The organism is Microbacterium sp. (assembly GCF_026393345.1).
Lineage (GTDB): Bacteria > Actinomycetota > Actinomycetes > Actinomycetales > Microbacteriaceae > Microbacterium.
Genome location: NZ_JAPLAI010000032.1, coordinates 1 through 26,645 on the forward strand (window position 1 = coordinate 1; position 26,645 = coordinate 26,645).

At 68.4% G+C, this 26,645-nt stretch carries 23 protein-coding genes and 1 tRNA gene; 11 read left to right on the forward strand and 13 right to left on the reverse strand.

Annotated features, from left to right (window positions below):
• The 4 genes from drmD to NT132_RS04330 all read right to left on the reverse strand — a co-directional run.
• Positions 1-1,349 (reverse strand): DISARM system SNF2-like helicase DrmD (gene drmD, locus NT132_RS04315; RefSeq protein ID WP_297785310.1); only part of this gene is annotated, 1,349 nt, incomplete at its 3' end.
• A gap of 77 nt (positions 1,350-1,426) precedes the next feature.
• Positions 1,427-2,530 (reverse strand): DNA cytosine methyltransferase, encoded by a 1,104-nt coding sequence (locus NT132_RS04320; protein ID WP_297785313.1) that lies wholly within the window; start codon positions 2,528-2,530, stop codon positions 1,427-1,429.
• A 52-nt stretch (positions 2,531-2,582) separates the two neighbouring features.
• On the reverse strand, positions 2,583-4,841 hold the full coding sequence (locus tag NT132_RS04325; RefSeq protein WP_297785316.1) for a 3'-5' exonuclease: 2,259 nt from the start codon (positions 4,839-4,841) through the stop codon (positions 2,583-2,585).
• A gap of 120 nt (positions 4,842-4,961) precedes the next feature.
• Entirely contained in the window at positions 4,962-6,023 is a 1,062-nt protein-coding gene (locus NT132_RS04330) for a hypothetical protein (RefSeq protein ID WP_297785319.1), read from the reverse strand.
• 231 nt (positions 6,024-6,254) lie between these two features.
• Here NT132_RS04330 and NT132_RS04335 point away from each other — a divergent pair, with 231 nt between their 5' ends.
• The gene (locus NT132_RS04335; protein WP_297785322.1) at positions 6,255-6,608 is read left to right on the forward strand and encodes a DUF485 domain-containing protein; all 354 of its coding nucleotides are present in this window, start codon (positions 6,255-6,257) and stop codon (positions 6,606-6,608) included.
• Entirely contained in the window at positions 6,605-8,221 is a 1,617-nt protein-coding gene (locus NT132_RS04340) for a cation acetate symporter (RefSeq protein ID WP_297785325.1), read from the forward strand. Before NT132_RS04335 ends, NT132_RS04340 begins: the two co-directional genes overlap by 4 nt.
• Before the next feature lie 77 nt (positions 8,222-8,298).
• Here the strand turns inward: NT132_RS04340 and NT132_RS04345 are convergent, their stop codons facing one another.
• Positions 8,299-8,814 (reverse strand): methylated-DNA--[protein]-cysteine S-methyltransferase, encoded by a 516-nt coding sequence (locus NT132_RS04345; protein ID WP_297785328.1) that lies wholly within the window; start codon positions 8,812-8,814, stop codon positions 8,299-8,301.
• Positions 8,815-9,016: 202 nt separating this feature from the next.
• On the opposite strand from NT132_RS04345, the gene NT132_RS04350 reads away from it, so the two are divergent.
• The gene (locus tag NT132_RS04350) at positions 9,017-12,709 is read left to right on the forward strand and encodes an AAA family ATPase (RefSeq protein ID WP_297785331.1); all 3,693 of its coding nucleotides are present in this window, start codon (positions 9,017-9,019) and stop codon (positions 12,707-12,709) included.
• Positions 12,699-12,881, forward strand: coding sequence for a hypothetical protein (locus NT132_RS04355; protein WP_297785334.1), 183 nt, complete (start codon positions 12,699-12,701; stop codon positions 12,879-12,881). Before NT132_RS04350 ends, NT132_RS04355 begins: the two co-directional genes overlap by 11 nt.
• Positions 12,882-12,888: 7 nt before the next feature.
• On the opposite strand, the gene mscL is transcribed toward NT132_RS04355, so the two are convergent.
• From mscL to NT132_RS04370, 3 genes are read right to left on the reverse strand one after another with little or no spacing between them, the layout of a single operon-like run.
• Positions 12,889-13,332 (reverse strand): large conductance mechanosensitive channel protein MscL, encoded by a 444-nt coding sequence (mscL, locus tag NT132_RS04360; protein WP_297785337.1) that lies wholly within the window; start codon positions 13,330-13,332, stop codon positions 12,889-12,891.
• Between the two features lie 31 nt (positions 13,333-13,363).
• Positions 13,364-13,663 carry an FmdB family zinc ribbon protein gene (locus tag NT132_RS04365; protein WP_297785340.1) on the reverse strand — a complete coding sequence of 100 codons (300 nt, stop codon included), beginning with the start codon at positions 13,661-13,663 and terminating at the stop codon, positions 13,364-13,366.
• A gap of 15 nt (positions 13,664-13,678) precedes the next feature.
• Positions 13,679-14,275 carry a 5-formyltetrahydrofolate cyclo-ligase gene (locus NT132_RS04370; RefSeq protein ID WP_297785343.1) on the reverse strand — a complete coding sequence of 199 codons (597 nt, stop codon included), beginning with the start codon at positions 14,273-14,275 and terminating at the stop codon, positions 13,679-13,681.
• A gap of 39 nt (positions 14,276-14,314) precedes the next feature.
• On the opposite strand from NT132_RS04370, the gene galU reads away from it, so the two are divergent.
• The 4 genes from galU (at position 14,315) to NT132_RS04390 (ending at position 17,419) form a co-directional block, all read left to right on the forward strand.
• Entirely contained in the window at positions 14,315-15,199 is an 885-nt protein-coding gene (gene galU, locus NT132_RS04375; protein ID WP_297785346.1) for a UTP--glucose-1-phosphate uridylyltransferase GalU, read from the forward strand.
• A gap of 11 nt (positions 15,200-15,210) precedes the next feature.
• Positions 15,211-15,843: a GNAT family protein gene (locus NT132_RS04380; protein ID WP_297785349.1), complete on the forward strand. Its 633-nt coding sequence runs from the start codon at positions 15,211-15,213 to the stop codon at positions 15,841-15,843.
• 522 nt (positions 15,844-16,365) lie between these two features.
• Positions 16,366-17,301, forward strand: a complete 936-nt coding sequence (locus NT132_RS04385) for a large exoprotein (RefSeq protein WP_297785352.1) — start codon at positions 16,366-16,368, stop codon at positions 17,299-17,301.
• Between the two features lie 42 nt (positions 17,302-17,343).
• Positions 17,344-17,419 (forward strand) — tRNA-Ala (locus NT132_RS04390).
• A gap of 451 nt (positions 17,420-17,870) precedes the next feature.
• Here the strand turns inward: NT132_RS04390 and NT132_RS04395 are convergent.
• On the reverse strand, positions 17,871-18,074 hold the full coding sequence (locus NT132_RS04395) for a cold-shock protein (RefSeq protein WP_297785495.1): 204 nt from the start codon (positions 18,072-18,074) through the stop codon (positions 17,871-17,873).
• A 600-nt stretch (positions 18,075-18,674) separates the two neighbouring features.
• Between NT132_RS04395 and NT132_RS04400 the strand changes: the two genes are divergently transcribed.
• From NT132_RS04400 to NT132_RS04410, 3 genes are all read left to right on the forward strand, one after another.
• The gene (locus tag NT132_RS04400; RefSeq protein WP_297785355.1) at positions 18,675-19,463 is read left to right on the forward strand and encodes a methyltransferase domain-containing protein; all 789 of its coding nucleotides are present in this window, start codon (positions 18,675-18,677) and stop codon (positions 19,461-19,463) included.
• Between the two features lie 212 nt (positions 19,464-19,675).
• Complete coding sequence (locus NT132_RS04405; RefSeq protein WP_297785358.1) at positions 19,676-20,536, forward strand: hypothetical protein; 861 nt, start codon at positions 19,676-19,678, stop codon at positions 20,534-20,536.
• Between the two features lie 166 nt (positions 20,537-20,702).
• Entirely contained in the window at positions 20,703-21,188 is a 486-nt protein-coding gene (locus tag NT132_RS04410) for a YbaK/EbsC family protein (protein ID WP_297785361.1), read from the forward strand.
• Between the two features lie 199 nt (positions 21,189-21,387).
• Here NT132_RS04410 and NT132_RS04415 read toward each other — a convergent pair whose 3' ends face one another.
• The 4 genes from NT132_RS04415 to NT132_RS04430 are packed head-to-tail and all read right to left on the reverse strand — an operon-like array spanning position 21,388 to position 26,523.
• The gene (locus NT132_RS04415) at positions 21,388-23,256 is read right to left on the reverse strand and encodes a glycogen debranching N-terminal domain-containing protein (RefSeq protein ID WP_297785364.1); all 1,869 of its coding nucleotides are present in this window, start codon (positions 23,254-23,256) and stop codon (positions 21,388-21,390) included.
• 29 nt (positions 23,257-23,285) lie between these two features.
• Positions 23,286-24,179 carry a carbohydrate ABC transporter permease gene (locus NT132_RS04420; protein ID WP_297785367.1) on the reverse strand — a complete coding sequence of 298 codons (894 nt, stop codon included), beginning with the start codon at positions 24,177-24,179 and terminating at the stop codon, positions 23,286-23,288.
• Positions 24,176-25,264, reverse strand: coding sequence for a carbohydrate ABC transporter permease (locus tag NT132_RS04425; RefSeq protein WP_297785370.1), 1,089 nt, complete (start codon positions 25,262-25,264; stop codon positions 24,176-24,178). Before NT132_RS04425 ends, NT132_RS04420 begins: the two co-directional genes overlap by 4 nt.
• A gap of 2 nt (positions 25,265-25,266) precedes the next feature.
• Positions 25,267-26,523, reverse strand: coding sequence for an extracellular solute-binding protein (locus tag NT132_RS04430; RefSeq protein WP_297785372.1), 1,257 nt, complete (start codon positions 26,521-26,523; stop codon positions 25,267-25,269).
• Positions 26,524-26,645: the final 122 nt, after the last annotated feature.

A 26,645-nucleotide genomic window follows, 5' to 3' on the forward strand; every position in this document is an offset into this window, starting at 1 on the left:
ATGTCGTCGTAGTCGGGCAGTTGCATGTCCTCGTCGCCGCGCGCGTGCAGATATGCCTGTGCGGTCGACGCGAACGCGACCGGTGACGAGAAGAAACGCTTCTTCAGAATGATCGTCGCGAGGTCCGACGCACGCTTGCCCCGTTCCTGCTTGATGGCGGTGCTCCTCCGCCTGGTGAACGCGATGAGTTTGTCGTATGCGTCCGACTCATCATGCGTCGGGTCGAACCACAACGCCTTCACGGATCTGGGAAGGAAGCCCTCGTCGGGTAGGTCGCGCTTCAGGCGACGAACCGCGACCTGCTGCAGTGCCTTCTCGTCGAGGTCGGCGCCACGCGCGAACCGCTGCGGGTCGACCATCTCAAGAAGTGCCGTGAACGACTCGGTGTACCCGTTGTGCGGAGTCGCACTCAGGAACAGACGGTGCTCGCAGAGTTCCGCGAGCCGGCGCACCGCCGTCGTGCGCTGGCTGTCGATCGCGTACCGTGGTCTATCCGACGAGGAACGGGTCGGGGCCGAAGGTGCGACATGGTGCGCCTCGTCGACGACGAGGATGTCGAATGCGCGGCGCTCTGCGGTGCGGGCATCCTTCACGCTCGCGTAGAGCTCTTCGAGCATCCGCTCGGCGCGCGGGGAGGGCAGCCACGACATCGAGACGATGACGCGGGGGTACACGCGGAACGGGTTGGCGTGCACGCCGAAGGTGCGGCGGAACGCCTTCATCGTCTCGGAGTTGACGATCTCGAAGTGGAGGCCGAACTTGTCGCGCATTTCCTCCTGCCACTTGATCACGAGGCCCGCGGGGCAGACGACGATGACCGAGCGTGCGCGATGCCGCAGAAGGAGCTCCTGGATGACCAGGCCCGCCTCGATCGTCTTTCCGAGGCCGACGTCGTCTGCGAGGAGCATGTTCGCCCGCGGGGAGTCGATCGCGCGACGAAGCGGCTCGAGCTGGTAGGCCTCGACGGACGCGCTGCTGCGGAACGGGGCCTGAAGCGTCCTCGGGTCGGCGCTCGTGAGTGCTCCCCATCGGAGCGCGTCGACGTATGCGGCGAAGGTCGTCGGGTCGTCGAACTGGTCAGGCTGGACCGTGGTCGGCAGACCCTGCTCATGAACGACGCTCCGGCCGGGCTCGAGCTCCCAGATGACCGTGAGCTCGCGGCCGTAGTGATCTTCTTCGATCGACTGCATCGTCACGGCGTGCTGGAGCTCTGCGCGCCCGTCGTCTGCACTGCTACGCGGGAGCGACTGCGCGGTCACGTCGGTAACCGACCATCGCGCTCCACGCACATTCACCAGGCTGCCGATCTCCGGCACCTCTGCGCTCCCCGTCGCTGTGTCGTCAACCACGCTAAAGCTCATCCTCAAGTCCCCATTCGCATAAACCCAGAGCAAAGCCTTCCAGTATGGCGCGCCGGTCCGACACATCAAGCCGATTGCGGCGCTTCGGCGCGCACCGATTCTTCTGACTGCGCCGAGAGCGCCAGGAACGCGGTCAAGACGGCGGCGCCCAGCTGCGGCGGGACGGCATTGCCGATCATCGTAGCCAGGGCGCTCCGAGTGCGACATGCGGAGAAGTCGAAGTAGTCCGGAAAGCCCTGGATCCGCGCGGCTTCGTGTGCCGTGAGTGCTCGGGTGCGGTCCGGATGCATGTAGCGACCTTGACCGATGCTGCCGAAGCCGCTGGTGATCGTCTGCGCCGGCTCATCCCATCGCAAACGGCCGTACATCGATTTGTAAGAGTGCGAGCCCTGCTGGCAGTTCGGACGCAGCGCGTTCGGAAGATCGTAGAGGCCGTTGTCCAGGAGGAACTGCATCCGCTCAACGTTCTTCGCCATGGCCTGCGGCTCGCGGTCGAGCATCGAGGCCGACGTCGTGTCGGTCAAGTCGCCGATCGCCCAGCGCAGGTCATGCAGAGTGGCCGAAGCTTCGATCGCATCGAAGAGGCGCGCAGGGGCCGGCTCGCCCGGAGCGGTCGCCAGCATGACGTGTCTCTGTCGGGTCTGCGCCACTCCCAAGCGGGCGAGGACGACGACTCGGTGCTCGGTTCGATAGCCGATTCCCTCAAGGTGCTCGACTGCCCGCGCGACGACGCCTACACCGTTGTGACGGTCGCGAAGGACCGATGGCACGTTCTCGATCAGCAGCAGGCGCGGACGGAGGATCTCCGCCGCTCGAACCATCCGCAGATACAGAGCGTTCTTCTCATCGACTCGACGGGTGTGGTTGTTCAGGTTGCTGTGTCCCTGGCAGGGTGGTCCGCCCACCAGAACATCGACATCCGCCACCGATACCGCGATGCGCTGCTCCACGAATGTCGGCGCATCGCCCAGCACTCCGTCGAAGAACGCCTCGACCGGAGCGGTCTCGATGCGCTCTGCGAACGCGAAGTTCTGCTGGTAGACGGAGGTCGTGAGGGGCTCAGAGTCCACGGCGAGCGCGATCTCGAGCGCGCGACCGGCAGCCCGAGACGCCTGAGCGAGGCCGAGTGTGATACCGCCGCAGCCAGCGAACAAGTCGACGATCCTCACTGCTCCCCCACCCGAGTCAAACGCGGGTCGAGTTCGGGCACGGAGCGGGTGGTCAGACGGTCGCACCCGAATGCTCCTCGGTCGTGACGTCGTGGGTAGGAGTGTCTGCGTGCAACAAAGGGCTGGGAGATCCGCTCCACGTCACGGCGAGCGCATCTCGCGCACGGCTGGCCGCCACGTAGAGGAGGGATCGCTCATGGAGCATGACCTCGCCGCGCTCCTCGGGGGCTGCGCTATCCAGCATCCATGTGCTCGGGACCACTCCCTCGCTGACGTTGAAGAGAACGACCCGGCTGAATTCCATCCCCTTCGCCGTGTGCATCGTCAGCGTCAGGACACGGTCGCTGGTCCCCTGCGCGCTCTTGACGTGGTTCGCGGGGATGCCGTGACCGACGAGAGCGTCGCGCACGGCGAGTGCCCGATCGTTCGTACGAGCGAGGACAGCCACCGTTCCGGCATCGACGGTTTCATCGCCGACCCAGCTCTCGATGAGATCGCAGACACAGGCGAGTTGCTCTTGCTCGCTCCGCGCCCCGAAGACGACCGGAGTCGGGCCGCGACGTGCTGAGTGGTAACCCGCGATCTCGGTCGTGCCGCCTTCCGCATTGATGAAGTTGCCTTCCTCGAGCGAACGGATAGCGAATGCGAGATTCTCAGCGGTCGTTCGGTAGTTGAGCGTGAGCCGACGGGAGCGCCCGACGATCGCGATGCCGCAGCGCGAGAGGACGACGGGATGTCCGTAAATGCGCTGGTGCGCGTCCTCGGCGATGAACATGTCATTCCGTGCCGGGCGAGCGAGCGCGCGCAGCAGCTTCCATTGCGGGGGCGAGAGATCCTGCCCCTCGTCGATGAGCACGTGATCCGCGAGGACGCCTGCTTCCTCCCCATACAGGTCGAGCCAGGCGGCGCTGATCTCCGCGACTTCGGCGTAGGACAGCGAAGACGTGGACCGCGCGTTCTCCCGATAGCGCTCGATGATCGACCACACGGAGTCGCGCTTCTTGCGATCGAGCGCGACTCCGCGCCCCGGTCGTCGAATGGCGAAGTACTCCTCGCGCGACGTCACGCGGGCTGGTAGAACGACGTGGAGATACTCGCCCTCCAGGAATGTGTCCGTCGTCACTGCGGCAGGGAGGTCGTCGGTGGAGCCGACGGCGGCAGACGACCAGCGCTCGCGGCTGCCAGTGATCTGCCCGACGCGGCCGCGAACCTCCCCGAGGATGATGCCCGCGGTCTGCCCGAACGATTGGCCAGCCTTCTGCCTCACCGCCGCACCCAGCTGGTCGACCCCTCGGATCAGCACGCCAGGCTCGCCGAGTGCGGACGCGATGCGGATCTCGGGGTCCAGTTCGAGGAGGTCTCGTTTGAGGTTCTCGGCGAGCGCGCGTGTGTAGGTTGTGAGGACGACCCGGGCATTCGGGTTGTGCATCATAAGGTGCCGGGCGCGGTGCAGGAGGACCACCGTCTTACCGGTGCCGGCACCACCGCTGAGCCGGAACGGTCCTGCGTAGTCGCCTTTCGAGTACCGTGCCTGCTCGGGGTGGAGGAACACCCGCCACGCCGCGAAGTCGCCTTCCTCGATGATCTTCCGCAGTTCCACGTTGTCATCGACGAAGGTGAACTGCATCTTCGACACGTCGCTTTCGAGTGCTCGAAGGATCTTCTCGTCCTCACTTGCGTCAGCGTCGAGAACCGGGGCCTGGAGGCGGAGCTCATCCTTGATGGCCTCTATCGATGCTCCCGTCGCGAGACTGACCGCCGCATCCTGCTCCCACGCGTTCTCCAGACTCTGCGCGAGAGTAAGGATCTCGTCTTCGGTGGCGGCATCCAGGAGCCTATGTGCGACGGACCGCGCGAAGCCCAGCTCGTCGACGAGATCGGACAGCGAGTAATTGAACTGATGAAGGTGCCCCGGTGCGGTCGGCGCGCTCGTGGTGGGAGCCGCACCGGCGACGAATGGCGGATAGGTGGGAGGCATGGTTTCAGCGATGAGCTCCACCGCGCCGTTGATCTCGTTGAGGTTCACCTTGAGAGTCCGCGCACGCTCGATCGCAACGTCGTGTTCCCACGCGCCGGCGAACACCCAGGTGTGCTCCTGATACTTGTCCTCAAGGAGGTAGAGCACAGCGCGCCAGCTCTTGTCGATCCGGGCCGTGCGCGCACGCGGGTCCACAGACTGGTTCATCTTCTTCACGCGCAGGCCGTACGTGGAGTCGTCCTCGGCCAGCTTCTCCAGGAAGTCGAAGATCTTCAGGCGGACGGTCTTGTCCTTCGGCTGATTCTTCAGCTTCGTCATCACGATGTTTGGCATGCACGTCTCCGAGGTTCGGGGTACAGGCTACCGGCGGCTTCGGCGCGAACGACGGCACGACATTTGACTGGGTTTCGCTGCCAGTGGCGCCACCACGGTTCTCCGTACAAGGTCATCGGCCTAACGACGCAGCGCGTCCGGCAACTGCTTCGTGTGGATGATGGAGAGCTCACGGTTGGCCCGAGTTAGTGAGGTGTACAGCGGGCCTTGACGCCCAAGGTTCCTCGGAAACTCGGTCGGCTCAACGACCACTACCGCGTCGTACTCAAGACCGCGTGCTGCATTCGGTCCCACAACGCGAACCACCCGGCCGTTGAACTCCCACAGCTCGACGTTCCGGTCATGCATCGCCCAACCGAGACGGCGAAGCCACTGTCGCACGTCACTGAATCGAGGCGTGATCACCGCGTGGGTTCCGGACGGATACTCCCGCAGGAGCCGACGGACTTCAGCATCGACCGTCGAACCAAGTTCGGAGTCTCGAACCCGCGTGACACGTGGCGTCGGCCCACTGTCTTGGAACGCGAGTACAGCACGCTCGGCCCGCGGTAGGAGGCGGTTGGCGTACTCGAGAATCGGTCGGGTCGACCGGTAGCCGCGTTCGAGGCGACGTATCGGCATGTCCACTTCAGTGAGATCGAGCACCTCCAAGACCTGTTGCCAGCTGAAGAGGTTGTGATCGGACCGCCGCTGATTGAGGTCGCCGAGAAGCGTCCACGTGCCGTCATTTATCGCCTCAAGGAGGAACCACTCAAGTGGGGTGACGTCCTGTGCTTCGTCGATGATGACATGGGAGATGTCGCTCAGGGATCGGTGTCGTGCGAGCGTCGTTCCGATAACCGAGAGGAGTGCCGCGTGCGCGCGAAGTCCTCGCGCCTTCTCGAAGTCTGGTAGTTGTCGGAGGTAAGAGACCCAGTCAGAATCTCTGGTGAGGGGCGCATCAGAGCCGCCATTCGATCGCAAGTACTCATATACGGATTGGGCCGACGGTGATCTGTAGTTGGATTTCTTCAGTCGAGCTACTGCGGCGCGCGCGAAACTTCCCAGTTGCCAGTCTGCATCTTCCCACCTTGTCGACACGACTCCGCGAGGCGGTTCACTCGCACCGAGGATGAGCACCATGAGCTCGGGCAGGGACAAGACGTGAATCCGCTCGAAGTCATCCGTGAGGTCGTTTACCACGTCCCTGATGTGCTGCGAAGCGGGACCGCCGCGCCAGGTCGTGAACGGCGCGCGACAGCAGCTGGACGTCACTCGGAGATCCGGAGTGCACCACGATGCGCCTACCTACTTCCGGGGGTGACGGCGTCTTCGCCGCCTTCGTAGCGTCGAGGATAACACCGCCTGATCAGGCAGTGGCGTTCATCCCCTCGGGCGCGACGAAGCGTCCGAGGCATGAGGCGAGGAGGCCGCATGACTCACGTGAACCAGGATTCCGCTCCAACAGACGGGATCGACTACATCGCGGTGGAGCAATCTCCGCCTTTCCAGCAGCTCAAACGATCGCAGCGCAGTTTCGTCTTCCCCATGGCCGTGGCGTTCCTCGTCTGGTACTTCGCCTACGTGCTGCTGTCGTCGTTCGCCGTCGAGTTCATGTCGCAGAAGGTGTGGGGTGACATCACGGTGGGCCTGCTGTTCGGGCTCGGGCAGTTCGTGACCACCTTCGTCATCACGATGACCTACGTCTCCTATGCGAACCGCCGCCTCGACCCGCAGTCGAAGGCGATCCGTGACCAGCTCGAGCAGAAGCACGGGGTGCAGCCGTGAACGACGTCTTCGGTGCCATCCACGCCGCCGTGCAGACGGTCGAGAACAACCCCATCCTGAACATCTCCATCTTCGCGGCGTTCGTCGCGGTGACCCTCTTCATCGTCATCCGGGCCAGCCGCAACAACAAGACCGCCGCCGACTACTACGCGGCCGGTCGCTCGTTCACAGGGCCGCAGAACGGCTTCGCGATCGCGGGCGACTACCTCTCGGCTGCATCCTTCCTCGGCATCTGCGGTGCCATCGCGATCAACGGTTACGACGGGTTCCTCTATTCGATCGGGTTCCTCGTGGCATGGCTGGTCGCCCTGCTGCTGGTGGCGGAGCTCATGCGCAACACCGGCCGGTTCACCATGGCAGATGTGCTCTCGTTCCGGCTGAAGCAGGCTCCGGTGCGGATGGCTGCGGCCATCACGACACTCGCAGTGTGCTTCTTCTACCTGCTGGCTCAGATGGCGGGCGCCGGCGGGCTCGTGTCGCTGCTCCTCGGAATCGGCGACCAGATCGGGCAGTCGATCGTGGTGGCGGTGGTCGGCGTCCTCATGATCGTTTACGTGCTGATCGGCGGGATGAAGGGCACCACCTGGGTGCAGATCGTCAAGGCTGGCCTGCTCATCGCGGGGGCGATCGTCATGACGATCTGGGTGCTCGTCATCAACGGGTTTAGCCTGAACACGCTGCTCGAAGGCGCCGTCGCCGCGTCGCCCCAGGGCGACAAGGTGCTCGGTCCGGGTCTGCAGTACGGCAAGAACCCGTGGGACTTCATCTCCCTCGCCATCGCGCTGGTGCTCGGTACCGCGGGACTCCCGCATGTGCTGATGCGCTTCTACACGGTGCCGACGGCGAAGGAAGCCCGCCGGTCGGTGGTCTGGGCCATCTGGCTCATCGGCCTCTTCTATCTGCTCACCCTCGTGCTCGGCTACGGTGCCGGTGCGCTGGTCGGGCCGGAGACGATCGCTGCCGCCCCCGGCGGGGTGAACTCCGCGGCACCGCTGCTGGCGCTGACGCTGGGCGGGCCCATCCTGCTCGGCTTCATCTCGGCTGTCGCGTTCGCCACGATCCTCGCCGTGGTGGCGGGGCTCACGATCACGGCAGCCGCGTCGTTCGCGCACGACATCTACGCGAACGTGGTGAAGAAGGGACAGGTGCCGCCGGACGGCGAGGTGAAGGTCGCCCGCCGCACGGTCGTGGTGATCGGCATCCTCGCGATCATCGGCGGTATCGGGGTGCAGGGTCAGAACGTGGCGTTCCTCGTGGCGCTCGCGTTCGCGGTCGCTGCCTCGGCGAATCTGCCGACCATCCTGTACTCGCTGTTCTGGCGCGGATTCACCACCCGCGGTGCGGTGTGGAGCATGTACGGCGGGCTCGCCGCCGCGGTGATCCTGATCGTGCTGTCACCGGTCTTCTGGGGAACCGAGACGAGCGTGTTCAAGAACACCGGCGTCGCGATCTGGCCGCTGAACAATCCCGGCATCGTGTCGATCCCGCTCGGGTTCCTGCTCGGCTGGCTCGGTTCGATCACGTCCCGCACACAGGAGGACCCGCGGAAGGCGGCCGAGATGGAGGTGCGCTCCCTCACCGGCTTCGGCGCCGAGAAGGCCACGGAGCACTGACCGCACCGTCTGCATGAACAGGACGGAGCCGCCCCGGATCCGGGTTGTCCGGGGCGGCTCCGTCGGTCGCCGGCGGCCTACTCGCCGGCGACCGTTTCGGCCTCGAGGTCGAGCAGGAACCGCTTGACCTCGGGATGTCCGCCGTATTCGCCCATCGACCCGTCGGCGCGCACCACACGGTGCACCGGCACCACAAGCGAGAACGGCGTGGTGGCGCAGGCGGTGCCGACCGCCCGCGATGCCCGGGGGCTGCCGGCGTGCAGGGCCACCTCGCCGTAGCTCGCCGTCTCGCCGTAGGGGATGTCGGCCACGGCCTGCAGCGCGGCGCGGGTGAACCCATGCACGAGCTGCCAGTCCAGGGTGTCGGCGAAGGGCGTGCGCTCGCCGGTGAAGTAGCCGTCGAGCCATCTGATCACCGGCTCGAATCCCTCGTCGTCGGGTTCGGATGCGGCCTGCAGCCGCCGCGCCCATCGCTCCAGCGCCGCACCGAAGGGCTCATGGAGCAGGTCGAGGGCGAGCAGGCCCTGGTCGGAGTGGAGGAGGAGAGCGTCGCCCACCGGCGTGGGGTGGACGGCGAAGCGGGTTCGGATCATGGTCCCCATCTTGGCGGGCGGGTGTGCGGGGGCCTCCCTGCCGGCGACGACCTGTGTACGGGAGGGGGTGTTCGGAGGCTTGGGGAGGAACAGCCGATCACGCAGCGTGTCGGCCGATCCCGCGAAACTCGGCTCGTGTTGCCGGGATTGCGGCCTACCCGCGCCTAGGGTGACTGGTGTGTGGCGTGGAGAGGGAACGGCGGTGGCCGGAGCGGACGAGGCGGAGACGGCCGTGCGCCCCGGTGATCTGAGCGTCGCCGAGCCCGGACTCGACGTCGGGCACATCGCCGACACCGAGCGGACCCGCATCCGTGCGCAGGCCGCCCTGCTCGGCGGCCGGTCGACGCTCCTCTCTTATGAGGACACCCCCGAGCGCGGCATCGACATCAACAAGGCGCACCCGGGAAGCCTGCCGCAGTTCCTGACGGGCCGCTCCACGCTGCTGTCGAACCTGTACCGCGACGAGGTGGCCCTGCGCACCGCCCGCATCGCGGCGGAGCGCATCACCGCGAAGAATGTCGAGCTGCGCACCGCGCGCGGTCTCGAATCCGTCAACCTGGCCGTGGGCATGGCGTCGTGGAAGATCGGCGGCGTGCCGTTCACCGCGCCGGTGCTGCTGCGCCCGCTCGGCATCCGCCGTCACCACACCGACTTCGAGCTGAAGCTGCATGGCGGTTTCCGGGTCAACCCGGAACTCCTTCGCGCCCTCGGCACCCACTTCGGCATCAGCCTGGACAGTTCCGCTCTCGCGGGCCTCGCCTACGACGGCAATGTCTTCAAACCGCAGCCGGTCATCGATCACCTCCGCGCCCTGACCACGCACATCCCGACTTTCACCGTGGTGCCGCGGCTCGTCGTCTCGACCTTCGTCGACGTCGGCTCCGGCATGACACGCGACACCCAAGACCTCGACCGGCCGTTCCTCAACGCGCTCGCCGGTCACCCCGCCGACCGTGAGCGTGTCTCGCTCCGCCCCGCGCTTCCCACCGTCACGAGCCCCGACGACCGTACGCCCGCCGCCGACACGCTGCTGCTCGACGCGGATGCTGAGCAGGAGGCGGTGCTCGCGCGCATCGCCGCCGGGCACTCGCTCGCCGTGCAGACCCTTCCGGGTACCGGCGGCACGCAGACCGTGATCAACGCCGTCGGCGCCCTCGTCGGTGCCGGCAAGCGGGTGCTCGTGGTCAGCGCCCGACGCTCCACCCTCGACGGCATCCGGCACCGCCTCGCCGGCATCGGCCTCGATTCGCTCGCCGTGTCGCCCCGCCACCTGCGACGCGACCTCATCCGCGCGATCGGCCGCAACGAGAAGGCCACCGCGCCCAAGGTGTCCGACATCGACGATGCGCTCGTGCGCCTGCGTACGGTGCTCCGCGACTACCGCGGCGCACTCACCGTGCAGCATCCCACCCTCGGTGCCTCCGCGCTCGACGTGGTGCGCAAGCTCACGGAACTGAGCTCCCACACCCCGGCTCCCTCGACCAGCGCACGCTTCGACATCGCCACCCTCGAGGTGCTGCGCGATCGCCGCCCCGCCGCCGCCCGCCGGCTCGTGGATGCGGCCCGCCTGGGCGAATTCCGCTTCGGCCCGGACGACTCGCCCTGGTACGGCGTCGCCTTCGACACCACGGATGCGGCCCGAGAGGCGCACGCGCGCGCCGGCCGTCTCAACGGCCAGGACGTGCCGAGCCTTCTCGAGCGCGGCTACGAGCTGATCGCCCAGACCCGGATGCGGCCCTTCCGCACCATCGACGAACTGGGGGAGTACCTGCGCCTGCTGCAGGGCATCCGCGAAACGCTCGACAAGTTCAGCCCCACCGTCTTCGAGCGTCCCCTGGTGGAACTGATCCAGGCTCATGCGCCCAAGCGCGACGCCGGCACCATGTCGAGCGCGAACCGCCGTCGCCTCAAGCGCCTGTCGCGCGAGTACGTCCGCCCGGGCGTCCACGTCGCCGACATGTACGAGTCGCTCGTGCGCATCCACCAGCAGCGCGCCGACTGGCAGCGGCTGGTCGACGTGGGCGTCATCCCCGAACTCCCGGTCGGGCTCGCCGACGTGCTCGTCGCCTGGCAGCGCGTGCACGCGCAGCTCGGTGAGCTGACCACGATCCTGCGTCGCAGCGACAGCGCGCGCCTGTCGGCCATGCCGATCCAGCACCTGGTGCGGACGCTCGCCGCGCTCGCGGCGGAGTCCTCCTACTTCGACAACCTCGTCGAGCGCACGGCCCTCCGAGCGGAACTCGCCGGCCTCGGTCTGGAATCTCTCCTCACCGAGCTGTCGGTGCGGCACGTGCCGGAGTCGCAGGTCGCCGACGAGCTCGAATTCGCCTGGTGGCAGTCCGCGCTCGAGCATCTGCTGCGCACCGACCGGGCCCTGCTCGGCGCGAACACCGCCGTCCTTGACCGGCTGGAACGCGACTACCGACTCGTCGACGAGGCGCACGCTGCCGCATCCGGTCCCCTCCTCGCGCACCAGCTCGCCACTCGCTGGCGCATCGGCATCGTCGACCACGCCGACGAGTCAGACGCGCTGAAGCAGGCCATCCGCGGAGGGGTCGACAACCCCGAGCAGCTGCTGCGCGCCGCCCCGACGCTCCTCGGTGTGCTGGCCCCGGTGTGGATCGCGTCACCGTACGAGGTGCCCGACATCCCGGACTGGCCCGAATTCGACGTCGTCATCATCGCGGATGCGGGTTCCCTTTGCGTCGCCGAGGCCGCTCCCGCGCTCCGTCGTGCCCGCCAGATCGTGCTGTTCGGCGACCCCGTCACCCAGCGCCCCACGCCCTTCGCGGTCGCTGCGGGCGCCACGGCGGAGCACGACGAGTTCGACGAGCCGTTCGACCAGACGAGCGTCTTCGAGCGCGCCGGTGACCCCATCGACGTCGCCACCCTCCCCCGCAGCTACCGGGCCGGCGGCGAAGACTTGGCCGAACTCGTGAACGACGCGTTCTACGGCGGCGAGATCGTGTCGCTGCCGTGGGCCGGCTCGTATCTCGGGCGCGGCAGCCTCAGCGTCGACTACGTCGAGGGCGGCACCGGCAACCCCGATCCGGTCACCGGTGCGGTGGAGAGCCCGGATGCGGAGCTCGCCCGCGTCGTGACGCTCGTCATCGAGCACGCCGTGAACCGCGGCTCCGAATCCTTGATGGTGGTCACCGCGAGCCGCCGCCACGCCGAGCGCATCCGCGCGGCCGTCGGCGCCGCGTTCGCAGGCCGCTCGGACGTCGCCGACTTCGTGGCGCGCGACACCGCCGAGCCCTTCGCGGTGCTCACGCTGGAAGAGTCGGTCGCGGAGAGCCGCGACCGGGTCATCTTCTCCCTCGGTTTCGGCCTCACCAAGCACGGCCGCGTGCTCAGCGACTTCGGCGACCTGTCGACGCCCGACGGGGAGCGGCTGCTGACCGTGGGCATGACCCGGGCGCGCCGCTCCATGGTGATCGTCTCGTCGATCCGCCCCACGGCGTTCGAGGACGGCCGGCTAGAGCACGGCGCCGCGACCCTCATGGGCATCCTCGGCGGCGTGGCCGCCCGGAACCGTCACGCGCACCTGGAAGACCTGTCCGATCCGCTCACCCGCGCTCTCGCCCGGGAGCTGCGCCGCCACGGCGTCAGCGTCGAGCTCGACTACCGGGGCCTTCTCCCGCTCGTCGCCCGCCACGAGGGCAAGGCGATCGTCGTGGAGAGCGACCCCGAGACCCGTCACGAGTCGCTGCGGGAATCACTGCGGCTCCGCCCGCAGATTCTGCGACGCCTCGGCTGGCACTACCTGCGGGTGCACGCCTTCGACCTGTACAGCGACCCGGCGGCCGTCGCCGCCCGCGTGGCGGGGATGCTCGGTGTGGCCGGTGCCGCTCCGGGCGTCGACGCGACGACGCAGCCCCTCGATGTCGGCTGACCGCCAGCGGATCGAGAAGGTGCCGGGGTCGCGCCGGGCTCGGCTGACACCGGCTCCCGGCACGGCCGCGGAGCCTGATCCGCCCGCAGACGACGAACCCCCCGCATCCGTCTCGCCGGGCGCCGGGCCGAACGATGACCGCATGCAGCAGGACGTGCCGCCGCACTATTGAGGCGCGGTCAGACCCGCGGCGGAGTGGTCTGCGTCGGGGTAGCGGCGTTCTGCTGTTCGAGCAGGTCGCGGATCTGGATGAGCAGCTCGGCCTCGGTCGGGAGCTTCTCCTCCTTCTCCTCGGTGACGCCGGCCTTCGCGGCCTGACGCGCCTTCCAGGTGTTCATCGGCAGGACGAAGACGAAGTACACGACCACGGCGACCGCGAGGAAGCTGATGAGTGCACTGACGAGACCGCCGATGGGGAAGGTCACGGTGCCGCCGTACAGGTCGGGGACCGTGACACCGGGGATGCCGTTGGCATCGGCCTTCCAGAAGATCGCGATGAGCGGCGTGATGATGCTCTCCACCACGGCGGTGACGATCGCGGTGAACGCCGCGCCGATGACCACCGCGACGGCAAGGTCGATGACGTTGCCGCGCATGATGAAATCTTTGAAACCCTTGAGCATGTCTTTGTTTCCTGTTCTCATCGCGCGTCGGTCAGGAAGCGGCCGGCGTCGTCGAGCTCTTCGACTCTGACGTCAATGATGTCGAAGTCGTCGTCGCACCGCCACCACTTGACGAGTCGCTCGAGCCCGCCGCGGCCGTGCTCTTCGCGCCGCCGGAGCGCGAATCGGTGCGGTAGAAACCGGAGCCGTTGAAGGTCACGCCGATGGAGCCGTACTCCTTGCGGAGCGGGCCGCCGCACTCCGGGCACACCGTGAGGGTGGGGTCGGAGAAGGACTGCACCGTCTCGAAGCGGTGGTCGCACTGCTTGCAGGCATAGGCATAGGTGGGCATTGCTCTCCCGGGTGGTCAGCGCTTCGCGGAGGCGAGCGGAATCGTCTGGGTGGGGGTCACGACGCCGGACACCGGCTGGTCGTGCGGTTCGGAGGGGACTCGGTCCAGCAGTTCGCTGTCGAAGATCACGGCGTACACCGGCGGGCAGTTCTCCATGGATCCGATCGTCTTGTCGAAGTATCCGCGGCCCCAGCCGAGCCGCATCCCGTTCCGGTCGACGGCGGCGGCGGGGATGATCATGAGGTCGACGTCGTTGACGGCGATCGGGCCGAGCAGCTCGCCGGTCGGCTCGGGCAGACCGAAGAGACCCTCTTCGATGTCGCCGTCTTCGGTCGCCACCGACCAGTCGAGCAGGCCGTCGACCCGGGTCACCGGGAGGAGGACCCGGATGCCGCGGGCGACCGCCGCGCGGACGAAGTCGCGGGTGTTCGGCTCGCTCGAGGTGGAGAGGTAGCAGGACACCGCTCGGGCTCCGATCGAGGTGATCAGCGCGTCGAGCTGGGCGGTGATCCCGGCCGTCGCGGTTTCCCGTGCGGAACCGGACATCGTCGCGCGTCGTTCGCGCAGGTCGGCGCGCAGGGCGCGCTTCGCGTCATCTACGGGGTCCGGCATATGCATGATTGTAGTTTCCGCGCCGGATAAGATCGGCGCATGTCGCACAAGCCCTTTAAGGCCGTGATCCCTGCTGCGGGCCTCGGTACCAGATTCCTGCCCGCTACCAAGGCCATGCCGAAGGAAATGCTGCCGGTGGTCGACAAGCCCGCGATCCAGTATGTGGTCGAAGAGGCGGCCAAAGCGGGCATCCAGGACGTGCTGATCATCCTCGGGCGCAACAAGAACAACATCGCCAATCACTTCGACGCCATGCCCGAGCTGGAGCAGAAGCTGCGCGAGAAGGGCGACACCGACAAGCTGGCCAAGGTCGAGCAGGCCTCCGACCTCGCGGACGTGCACATGGTGCGTCAGGGCGAGCCGAAGGGCCTCGGGCATGCGGTGCTGCGTGCCAAAGCGCACGTCGGTGACCACCCCTTCGCGGTGCTCCTCGGTGACGACCTCATCGACGAGCGCGACCCGCTGCTGCCGCAGATGCTCGCCGAGTACGACAAGCGCGGCGCGGCGGTCATCGCGCTGATGGAGGTCGACCCGGAGCACATCCACCTCTACGGCGTCGCTGCCGTCGAAGCCACGGACACCGATGGGGTCGTGAAGGTCACCGGTCTCGTCGAGAAGCCGAGCAAAGAAGACGCGCCCTCGAACCTCGCCATCATCGGGCGCTACGTGCTCGGACCGGACGTGTTCGAGGTGCTCGAGCACACCGAGCCCGGCAAGGGCGGCGAGATCCAGCTCACGGATGCGCTGCAGGAGCTCGCGGCCGACCCGGAGAAGGGCGTCTACGGCGTCGTCTTCCGCGGCCGCCGTTACGACACCGGCGACAAGCTCGACTACATCAAGGCCATCGTGCAGCTCGCGAGCGACCGCGACGACCTCGGTCCGGACCTCCGGCCGTGGCTGAAGGACTTCGCCGCAGGCCTCTGAGCCGTCCCATCATGGATCTGAGCGTGCCGCGCGAGCACGGACCCGTCGGCATCCGGCTGGTCCGTAACCGCGACGCGCGTCCGCTGCAGGACCACCTGATGTCGAATCGGGCGTGGCTGGAGCCATGGGAGGCGACGAGTCCGGACGGCCCCGTCTCGCTCGACATGCGCCTCGGCATCCGTCGCCTGCTGCAGCAGTATCGTGACGGCGGCGGCGTGCCGCTCGTGATGGAGTACCAGGGCCTCGTCGTCGGGCAGCTGAACGTGTGGGGGATCGCGCGCGGCTCGTTGTCGTCCGCCACGATCGGCTACTGGATCTCGCGGGAGTTCGCGGGCCGTGACATCACGCCCACGGCCGTGGCCCTCGCCACGGACCTGTGCTTCACCGAGCTGCGGCTGCACCGGATGGAGATCTGCATCCGGCCGGAGAACCAGGCGAGCCTGCGGGTCGTGCAGAAGCTCGGCTTCCAGTACGAGGGACTGCGGCGCAAGTACATCCACATCGACGGCGACTGGCGTGACCACTACGCCTTCGCGCTCGTGAAGGAGGACGTGCCGCACGGCGTGCTCGACCGGTGGGTGAGCGGGCAGGCGCCGCGCCACGCCGCCGACATCCCCGAGGCCGACTGGCCGACCGCCGACTGAGGTCAGGCCGCTCGGACTTCGGGGCGGATTCGGGGTTCGGGCTTCGTCGGCGGGACTGGGTCGGCGGGGCGGGGTGGTGGCGGGCCTTCGTTCGGACCTCGGGCGCCGTGACTTGGAACGCCGGCGGGCCTTCGTTCGGAGTTTGCGGGCGTTGACCCGGGGCGCTGCGGGCCTTCGTTCGGACTTTGCGGGCGTTGAGCGTCCCGCGAGCACGCGATCACGGCGTGTCGGCGCGGAAGTCCGAACGACGGCGCGGGGCGCGGATGCGGGCACCTTCCCGGATCCGAACGACGGCGCGGCGCCGGGATGCGGGTCCGGTCCCGGATCCGAACGACGGCGCGGGGCGCGGATGCGGGTACCTTCCCGGATCCGAACGACGGCGCGGGATGTGGCGCGACGGCGCGGTCCCATCCTGCCTCGGAGGCGGTTTCGGGGTCCTTTACGCTGCATCCGTTCAGATCCACCCGCGACACGCGGGCGCCGGTGAGGGTGATCGCCCGCACGTCGCCTACCGTGGTCGACATGGGTGGGCAGATCTGGGGCGGCGGTGTGATCGTTCTGGTCGCCGTCGCGCTGTGGATGCTGTATCTGCTGCCGTCGTGGCACAGCCGTCACCTGTACAACTCCGCGGAACGCAACGCCGTCCGTCTCAACCAGGCGCTGCGCGTGCTGGCCGAGACCAGCGAGACGCCGGAAGAGGTGCGGCTCGAACTCAATGCCCGCACCGCCATGGCGCAGCAGCGGCTCGCCCGCCAGAGCCTCGCCGAACGCGAGCAGGTCGAACTGGCCGAAGCGCGTGCCGAACTGGCCGCCGCACGGGCCAAGGCCGCCGCAGACCGCGAGGCGGCCGAGCGCGCCGCCGCCGCCTCCCGCGCCGAACCGGCCGCCCGCCGCGCCCGCGTGCGCCGCCGGGTACGGCTCACGGCGACGACCGTCGTCGCCCTCGGACTCGCCACCGCCGGCGGAGGAACCTGGATGCTGCTCGTCACGGGCGCGCAGGCACTCGTGTGGATCGGCGGTTCGGTGACGCTCGCCGGGCTCGTCGTGCTCCACCGGATGTCGCGCGTCGCCGCACGCGCCGGCACCGTCGCCGTGGCGCAGGCCGCTCGCGTCGCCGAACTGCAGGACGTCGCGCTGCCCGCGACACCCGCTCCCGCAACCTGGCAGCCGCGCCGCCTGCCGCGCCCGCTGACGGCCTCGGCCGGGTCCCGCGCAGCCGCGGTGCTGGACGCCGCCGCAGCGCGTCAGGCGCTGCGTGAGGTGGCTTTGGAAGAGGCCATGCGCGAGCGTGTCGCCCAGACCGCACCGCCCTCGATCGCGGTCGCTCGCGCCGAGCGGGAGAGCGAGCAGCGGCCCGCCGCATCCGCTTCGCCGTTCGCCGCCATGGGGTACGTGGACGACGCCGAGATCGAGGCGCACGTGCGCCAGTTGCTCACGCAGCGCCGGGCCGCCGGGTGACAAAACCGCCTCAGCGAGCGTGCTAATCTAGCTGAGGTTCTTGGGCCTGTGGCGCAGTTGGTAGCGCGCTTCGTTCGCAATGAAGAGGTCAGGGGTTCGAATCCCCTCAGGTCCACCAAACGCTGAAAGCCCCCGCTTGTCGGGGGCTTTCCGCGTTTATCGGGTGCGGTGATTTGAAGCCCTGGGTGGGCCCAGGCGGCCGAGGCTCCGCACGCCGCGGAGCGGCGGGTGGAGGGGCGGTGGGGACGAATCCCCTCAGGTCCACCAAACGCTGAAAGCCCCCGCTTGTCGGGGGCTTTCAGCGTCTATCGGGGAGAGGGATTCGAAGCCCTAGGTGGGCCCAGGCGGCAGGATCGGCGGCGTCGACGCGCCCGGGTCCTAGGCCTGCGCGTTCAGCCCCCGGATGGCACCGTGTAGCTCGATGGTGTCGTCAGTGAGAGCGGCGGCGTTGCGCCGTACGCACGCAGAACGCCCCCGACGAATCGGGGGCGTTCTGTTTCACCGGCGTGTGCCGGCCGGTCCGGCCGGAGCCGGGAGCGACGTTCGGGCGAACCCGGTCGTCAGAAGCTTCAGAGCGGGCGAATGTTCGCAGCCTGCATGCCCTTGGGGCCACGCTCAGCGTCGAATTCGACCTTCTGCTCCTCGCGGAGCTCCTTGAAGCCCGAGCCGGTGATCGCGCTGAAGTGCGCGAACAGGTCGGCGGAGCCGTCGTCCGGGGCGATGAAGCCGTAGCCCTTTTCGGAGTTGAACCATTTCACGGTGCCAGTAGCCATCGTGGTTTTCCTTCTATCTTTCGGGCCGCGTGAGCGGCCAGGTGATCCGCCACGCAACGTGCGAGGCGGACGTAGGGGGAGACCGCGCGGGGCGCGGTCAAGGGCGGCCAGGGCGGCCGGGAGCGCGGTCGGTGCGGCGACAGCATCCTGGGCGAGGTCGAGCGCCGTGAAGACGCCGAGATCCTGGCCGGTGGCGCTGTGCGCGACGTAACCGTCGACGCTGCCGTGCACGAAGCCCGCGTACTCGCCGGAGCGGGTGGCGACGAGGACGTCGTCATCCGCCTGGCGCCAGTCGAGGGCCGGTCGCGCACAGGTGTGAGCGGAGGAGAGGTAAGACAAAACAACTTTCAGTGGACGAGATGTCCTGGGGGAAACGGTCCGGGATTCGGACGGGGGCCTATCGATACGCTCCGACGTTGGAGAATCGGTTGCCTGGGACGAAGGGACTCAGAACGAGTCGCAGATCACACTAGCAGCATCCGGCGGAAAAGGCACATCGAGTCTCGGCGTCATGTGACGACGGGCTGTTTCCGAGGCCCCGCAGACCTGTGGGATGTCACATTTCGGTGTGTGCGGACACCGATGCCTACAGTCATGGGTATGGCCGACAGCTACACCCACGGACACCATGCGAGCGTGCTGCGCACGCACAGTTGGCGCACCGTCGAGAACTCTGCCGCGTACCTTCTTCCGGAGCTCGTGCCGGGCTGTTCGGTGCTCGACGTGGGTGCAGGGCCGGGCACGATCACCGTCGACATCGCGCGGCTCGTGGCCCCTGCCCCGGTAATCGGCATCGACGCGTCCGACGACGCCGTCGCGGCCGCGGAGGCCGCCGCCCTCGGCATCGACAACGTTTCGTTCCAGGTGGGGGACGCCTATGCGCTCGCCTTCCCCGACGACGCGTTCGACGTGGTGCACGCCCATCAGGTGCTGCAGCACCTCGCGCGGCCGGTGGACGCGCTGCGGGAGTTCCGGCGCGTGTCGGCCGGGGTGGTCGCCGCCCGTGACGTCGATTACGAGGGCGCCATCTGGTACCCACAGGTCCCGGGTCTCGACGAGTGGCGCGACGTCTACCTGCGCGTGCACCGAGCGGTCGCGGGGGACCCCGCAGCGGGGCGACGCCTGAAAGCGTGGGCGCAGCAGGCCGGATTCGCCGAGGTGACCGCATCCGCGTCCGTCTGGCTCTTCGAGTCCGCCGAGGACCGGGTCTGGTGGGGCGGGGCGTGGGCAGAGCGTGCCGTCGCCTCGTCGTTCGCGACGCACGCGCTCGAGCACGGCTTCACCGACCGTGACGGTCTGCAGCGGATCGCCGCGGGCTGGGAGGAGTGGGCCGCCGCAGACGACGGTTGGCTGCTCATGCCGCACGCGGAGATTCTCGCCCGGGGGTGAGTGGCCGGATGAGTGTCGGAATTCAGGCTGTGAGGTCGAAATCTTCGCCTCTCAGGGCGTGAGCGCACGCTCAGCCTGAATTCCGACACGCGACCCGGGGTGCGGCTCTGGCGTCGCTTCACCTCGCCTCCCCAGCCGGTCTGAGAACGTCCGCCGTGCACAACCCGTCGGCTGTCGCGTGTGGCCTGGGTGGTGGCGCGTAGGACAGGCGCATGGCTCAGAACAGTCCGCACTCATCCATCCCGCGCATCTACCGGCGCACCGAGTTGCTCGCCGCCGGGTGGCACGGCTCCATGTTTACTGCCGCGGTGCGAAGTGGTCAGCTGGTCAGGGCGCGGGGTGGTTGCTATCTCGCTCCAGACACAGCCGCCGACGTCGTCACCGCCGTCCGGATCGGCGGGCGGCTGGCATGCGTGTCCGCGCTCGCAGCCCGTGGCGCCTTCGTCCGTGCCGTGGACATGCCGCATGTGCACCTCGAGCGATCGCAGTCGCGCCTTCGCTCCACCGCGGTTCCTGTCCGGATGCACTGGCGTGGGCTGGCGCGGCGGCCTCACCCCGCCGCGGCGTGTGTCGAGGCCTTCGACGCGGTCATCCAGGCCATCGAGTGTCAGGCACCGCGGGATGCGGTTGCGACCGTCGACTCCGCACTCCACCTCGGGCTGATCCGCGAGGACGAGCTGGACGAGCTCTTCGCTCACGTCAGCCAGCGCAAGAAGAGCCTGCGGAGCCTGGTGGACGGACGCGCCGAGGCAGGCACCGAAACTCTGGTGCGACTGATGCTCCGCGGGCTCGGTGCCGACACGGATATTCAGGTGAAGATCGGCGGTGTGGGGCGAGTGGACCTGGTCGTGAACGGATGGTTGGTCATCGAGTGCGACAGCCGCGAGTTCCACTCGTCGTGGGAGGCGCAGCGCGCCGACCGACGACGGGATCAGAAGCTCGCCGCGCTGGGATACGTCGTCTACCGGCCCATCGCCGAAGACATCCTGTTCCACCCAGAGGACGTCGTCGCCGCGCTCAAGGGCCTGCTGGGCTGCGCGAAGCGTCGGAATTCAGGCTCAGCGGCACTTTAAAGGTGCGGGAGGGTGGTTTCGACACTCTCAGCCTGAATTTCGACATGAAAGTCATCGGCAGAGACCCTTCCGCGGCCTCAGCGCGTGGGCAGACGCGCGCCGCCGAGGCGACGCAGCAGGGACATGGCCGAACCGCCGGGAAACCCGGGCTCGCTAGGCTGGCGCTGTGAGCGACGCCCCCGAGAACCTACGCACCCGAAGCCGCCTCGTGCACGATGCGATCCGCGCCGCAGGGATCACCGGTGACATCGTCGTGCTCCCGGATGCGGCTCACACCGCCGCGCTCGCCGCCGCGGCACTGGGGGTCGAGGTCGGGGCGATCGCCAACAGCCTCGTGTTCGACTGCGACGGCAGCCCGCTGCTCGTGATGACGAGCGGCGCACATCGGGTCGACACCGTCGCGCTCGCCGAGCGGCTCGGCCGCGGCAAGATCAGCCGCGCGAGCGCCGATGCGGTACGTGCCGCCACGGGCCAGGTCATCGGCGGGGTCGCGCCCACCGGGCATCCGGCGCCCCTTGAGACCATCGTCGACGAGGCGCTCGCCGCCTACCCGGAGATCTGGGCGGCCGGGGGCACACCTGACACCGTGTTCCCGATGACCTTCGACCAGCTCGTGGCCCTCACCGGCGGCACCGTCCAAAAAGTCGACTGAGCCGGAACGTCAACGGCGCCACAAGGTCGACTGAGTCGAAAGGTCAACGGCGCCCCAAGCTCGACGAGCACACAAGGCTCACGAGCCCACAAGGTCGGCGAGCCCACAAGGTCGTCGAGCCCACAAGGTCGTCGAGCCCACAAGGTCGTCGAGCCCACAAGGTCGTCGAGCCCACAAGGTCGGCGAGCCCACAGGCCCGCTAGACGGCACCGCCGCCGGCCACCTCCAGGCACACGATGGCGGCGGCCGCCGACCATGCCTGCGGGCGGCACGCGGCGGGATACGGCACCGGCCGCGAGGCCCAGGCCGCCGGGTCGCCGGCATGGAGCTCCGGCATCCGGTAGTCGAACGCGGATGCGGCGGCCAGGAGCCCCTCCACGAGCGGCCCCGCATCGAAACCCTCGGCCGCGAGACCGTGGATCGCAATGGCGGTGTCGTGCGTCCACACCGATCCCCGGTGGTAGCCGAGCGGCCAGTAGCCCGCCGCGTCGGTGGAGAGGGTGCGGAGGCCGAAGCCCGAGTCGAGTTCGGGGGACAGCAGGCGCCGGGCGACGAGCTCGGCCTGCGACGCATCGAGCAGGCCGGTGCCCAGCAGATGACCGAGGTTCGAGGTCACGCTGTCAACGGGGCGCTTGTCGGCGTCGAGCGCGATCGCCGGGTACGCGCCGGCCGGGTCGTCGATCCAGAATCGCGCATGGAATCGTTCGCGCAGCCGTGCCGCCCAGGAGCGCCAGGGCGTGCCGTCGCGACCGAAATGCTCCAGCAGATCGGCGCCGTGCATCGCCGCCTCGTACGCGTACGCCTGCACCTCGCACAGCGCGATCGGGCCGGTCGCGAGCGTCCCGTCGCGCCACTGCACGCTGTCGCCGGAATCCTTCCAGCCCTGGTTCGACAGCCCGTGCCCGGTCTCATCGACGTACTCGAGCAGCCCGTCGCCGTCGCTGTCGCCGAAGTCCCGCATCCACGCGAGCGCCGCCTCCAGGTTCGGCAGGAGCGCCGCGACCTCACCCTCCGGCATGCCCGCCCGCCATGCGTCGTGCAGCAGGCACGCCCACAACGGGGTCGCATCGACCGTGCCGTAGTACAGCGGCGGCAGCGCGATGGCCTCCCCGGGGATCTCCAGGGTGTCCCGCCGCAGCTCGTGCATGATCTTGCCCGGCTGCTCCGCCGTCTCGGGAACGGATGCGGTGCCCTGCAGGCGTGCGAGCACCCGCAGCGTCGACCCCGCCAGCTCGGGCCCGAGGGGGAGGAGCATCCGCGCCGCCCAGATCGAGTCGCGGCCGAACAGGGTGAAGAACCAGGGGCTGCCCGCGGCGAGGAACTGTTCGCCCGGCACCGCGGTGCTCTCGAGCCGCAGCGCGTCGAGGTCGTCGAGCGCGCGGGTGACCCAGCGGCGCATCCGGTCGTCGCCCGCCACCGCGGGCACCCGCCACGGCGCCGAGCCGGCGGCCGCACCCACGACCGCGAGGCTGTCGGACATCGACACCGCCCAGCCGACCTCGACCTCGCCGCCCGCCGGCACCGTGACCTCCCACGTAAGCACGAGCGCGTCCGAGTCGACGCTCACCCGCGCCTCGTCGGCCACCAGTCGCGCCTGCACCAACCCACGACCCCAGGTCGCGCTCCCGCCGTCGAGGGTGAAGGATGCGGCCTCACCGCGGCGGCCGGATTTCACCAGGTCCATCGCGGCGAGGTCGCTGCGCAGCAGCACCGTGATCGTCGTCACCAAGTTGGACCGAAGCGCGGAGGCCACCCGGACGCGCTCCCATGCGCCGTCGGCCGTGACCGCGCGGGTGTGCACCGCGCGCAGGTGTGGGTCGGCGTCGGTGTCATCGAGGTGTCGCAGCAGGTGGACGAAGCTCGCCCGGTCGACCGCATCCTCGAGCATCGCGACGTGCTCGCCGGGCGCCCCGCCGATCTCGACCTGCACCTCCGACAGCACCCGCGTGTCGCCGAGGTACAGCCCGTGGATCGGGGCCGTGCCGATGGTGCCATCGGGCGCCTGCCACGCCTGGACCGGGGCGCGGAGGATGACGTGCTGATCGTGGAGCAGGGGTTGCAGGTGCATGGATTCCCAGAGGCTCGGGGAGGGCCCGGTCACTCCTTGACCGCCCCCTCACTGGTGTTCATGATGCGGCGCTGGAAGATGAAGAACATCACCGCGACCGGGATGGTCATGATGAGCGCCGCCGCCAGCTTCAGCGGGTATTGGCGTCCCTGACTGAGCTGCCCGTTCGCGAGCTGCGCGACGCCCTTAGTGAGGGTCGTCAGCTCGGGCGACTGCGTCGACACGATGAAGTGCGCGAGTTCGTTCCAGGAGCCCTGGAACGACAGGATCACGATCGTCACGAGCGCGGGCCGGGCCATGGGCAGCACGACCGACCAGAACAGCCGGAAGGTTCCGGCGCCGTCGATACGAGCCTGCTCTTCGACGGCGACAGGGATCGACTCGAAGAAGTTCTTCATGATGAACACGCCGGCGGCGTCGACGAGCAGCGGCAGGATCATGCCGGCGTAGGAGTCGTAGATACCGAGAGTGTTGATGACGAGGAACTTCGGGATGAGCAGCACCACGGTGGGAACGCTCATGACCGCCACGAGCCCCGCGAACACCACGCCGCGCCCGCGGAAGTGCAGGCGCGCGAGCGCGTAACCCGCGAGGGAGACGAAGAACACGCGCCCGAGCGTCACGACGACCGTCACGATCACCGAGTTGGTGAACCAGGTCGGGAAGTCCGAGCGCAGGAACAGCTGCGTGTACGCCGCCGTGCTGAAGGTCTGCGGGATGAGCGAGAGCGGGCTGGATGCGGCATCCGGATCGGTCTTGAAGCTCGTGGCGACCTGCACCAGGAACGGATAGATGTAGACGATCGCGAGCGCCACCAGGAGCGCGTAGAACACCGAGGTGGTCGCGACGCGGGCGTTGCTGCGTCGGCGCGGGCGCGGCGGCGCGGTGGTCGCGGACTCGGTGGGCACCGTCTCGACGCTCATCGTGCGCCTCCCTGCTGGCCCGCGCGTTCCACGGCGAGCAGATACGGTCGCATCCGCCGGGCGGAGACCTTGCGATCACGCAGCACCCAGCGCTGGATCAGCGTGAACACGATGATGATGACGAAGAGAAGAAAGGCGATTGCGGCGCCCTGTCCCCACTCCTGGTTGACGAACGAGGACTGGTACGACTGGTACGCCGGGGTCAGCGTGGTCTTCGCTGGCTGACCGCGGGTGCCGGTATAGATCTGATCGAACACCTGCCAGCATCCGATGAGTCCCAGCGTCAGCACCGTGAACAGGGTGGGGCGCAGCTGCGGGAGGGTGATGCTCCAGAACCGCTGCCACCCGTTCGCGCCATCGACCATGGCGGCCTCCTGCACCTCGGCGGAGATGTTCTGCAGCGCCGCCACGAACAGGAGCATGAACGTTCCGCTCGTGGTGAAGATCGCCATGATGATGTACACGCACATCGCGACGGACGGTCCGCCGATCCAGTCCCAGAGCGGCACGCCCAGGATGCTGCCCTGCTCCAGAGCCGCCGGACCGCTCGTGGCACCGAAGTGGAAGATACCGCTCGGGTCGTTCAGCCAGTTGGGGCCGTTGATGCCGAACCAGCCGAGCGCCGCGTTGACGGCGCCGGTGGTGGAGAAGAGGAACAGGAAGAGGACGGTGATGGCCACCGAGCTCGTCACCGAGGGGAAGTAGAACGCGGTGCGGAAGAACCCCCGGCCCTTCAGGATCTGCCGGTTGACCAGCACCGCGAGGAACAGCGACAGCGCGGTCTGGCAGGGGACGACGAGGATCACGTACCAGGCGTTGTTCTTCAGGCTCATGCCGAAGTCCTGCTCGGCGAGGCCGCCGCCGAACAGGAGCGCGCCGTAGTTCTTCAGCCCCACGAAGTCGACGGAGCTGCCGAAGGGGGAGCCGCGGCCGCCCCAGTCGCTCACGCTCACCCACAGCGCCATGAACACCGGCACGACGAGGAAGAGGCCGAGGAGGATCAGCATCGGGGCGGTGAACAACCACCCCGATGCGGCCTCGCCGCGATGAAGACCGCGGCGAGGCCGATCGGTGACGGTCGACATGATTACTGCAGCAGCGCTTCGAGGTTCTTCTGCGCGGTGGCGAGGATCGCGGCCGGGTCCTCGGTGGCGAGCGAGCCGATCTTGCCGTTGAGGTCGGTCACGACGTCTGCCGCGCCCTTCGCGGTGGGGACGCCCTTCGCATACGAGGCGCCGTTCAGGAACGGCACGAGGTCGGGGTTGGCGCTGCTCCACTGGTCAGCGGCGGACTGGATCGACGGCATGACGCCGAAGGCCTCCGAGAAGGCGAGCTGCTGGTCGGTGCCGGTCAGGTACTGCACCAGATCGAGCGCGGCCTCCTGGTTGGGGCTGTCGGCAGCGATGCCCCAGCAGTTGGTGAACTGCAGCGTGCCCTGACCGGCGGGGCCGGCGGGCAGCTCCGCGACGCGGTAGTTCACGCCGGGGTAGTCGTTCTGCAGCGCGCCGGTGATCCAGTTGCCCTCGACCGTCATCGCGGCCTTGCCGGTGCCGAACGCCTCGCCGCCCCAGCCGGCGCCGAGATCGGCGGCGAACTGCAGCTGCCCGCCCTGCAGGAGGCCCTGCAGGTAGGTGAGGGCTTCGACGTTGGCCTCGCTGTCGGCCGTGGCCTCGGTGGAGTCGTCGTTCATGAGATTGCCGCCGGCGGCGACCATGAACGCGCCGACCCGGGCGTACTCGCCGCTCATGGTCAGCCCGACCTGGCCGCCGGTGGTGAGCGTCGTCGCCACCGCGGTCAGCTCGTCCCAGGTGGTGGGGATGTCGTCGTCGGTGAGACCGGCCGCCGCCCACATGTCGGTGTTGATGATGAGCTGGAGCGTCGAGAAGTCCTTGGGGGCGCAGTAGAAATCGCCCTCGTAGGTGAAGTTCGTGACGAGGCTCGGGTAGAAGTCGTCCTTGTTCTCGAGTCGGTCGCCGTAGGCGAGCAGCGACCCGTTCGAGGCGTAGCCGGCTAGCGCGTCGGTGGACAGGTAGAACACGTCGGCGGGCTCGCCGGAGGCAAAGCCCTGCGACAGCTGCTGGCCAAGGTCGCTCGCCGCGGTGACGGAGGCGTCGGTGCCGGACTCGTCCGACCAGGCGGCGACCGCATCCTCGACGGCGGTGGTCTCGGCCTCGCCGGAGGAGCCGATCATGACGGTGAGGGCGTCGTCGGACGAGGTCAGCTCGCCGGACGAACCGCCGGAGCCGCCATCGTCGAATCCGGAGCCGCAGGCGGTGAGGGTGAGCGCTCCGACCGCCAGGAGCGCTGTCGCCCCGAGCGTCGTGCGCGTGGTGCGCGTGGTCATGTCTCTTCTCCTTTGATGAGGCGGGACGGAGTTCGAGGGAATTTGAACGATCAAACTCTGGTGCTGAATCGACGTTACGGAGGTGGGCACGACCGTGTCAACCGCTTGTGTGCGCTCTAGGA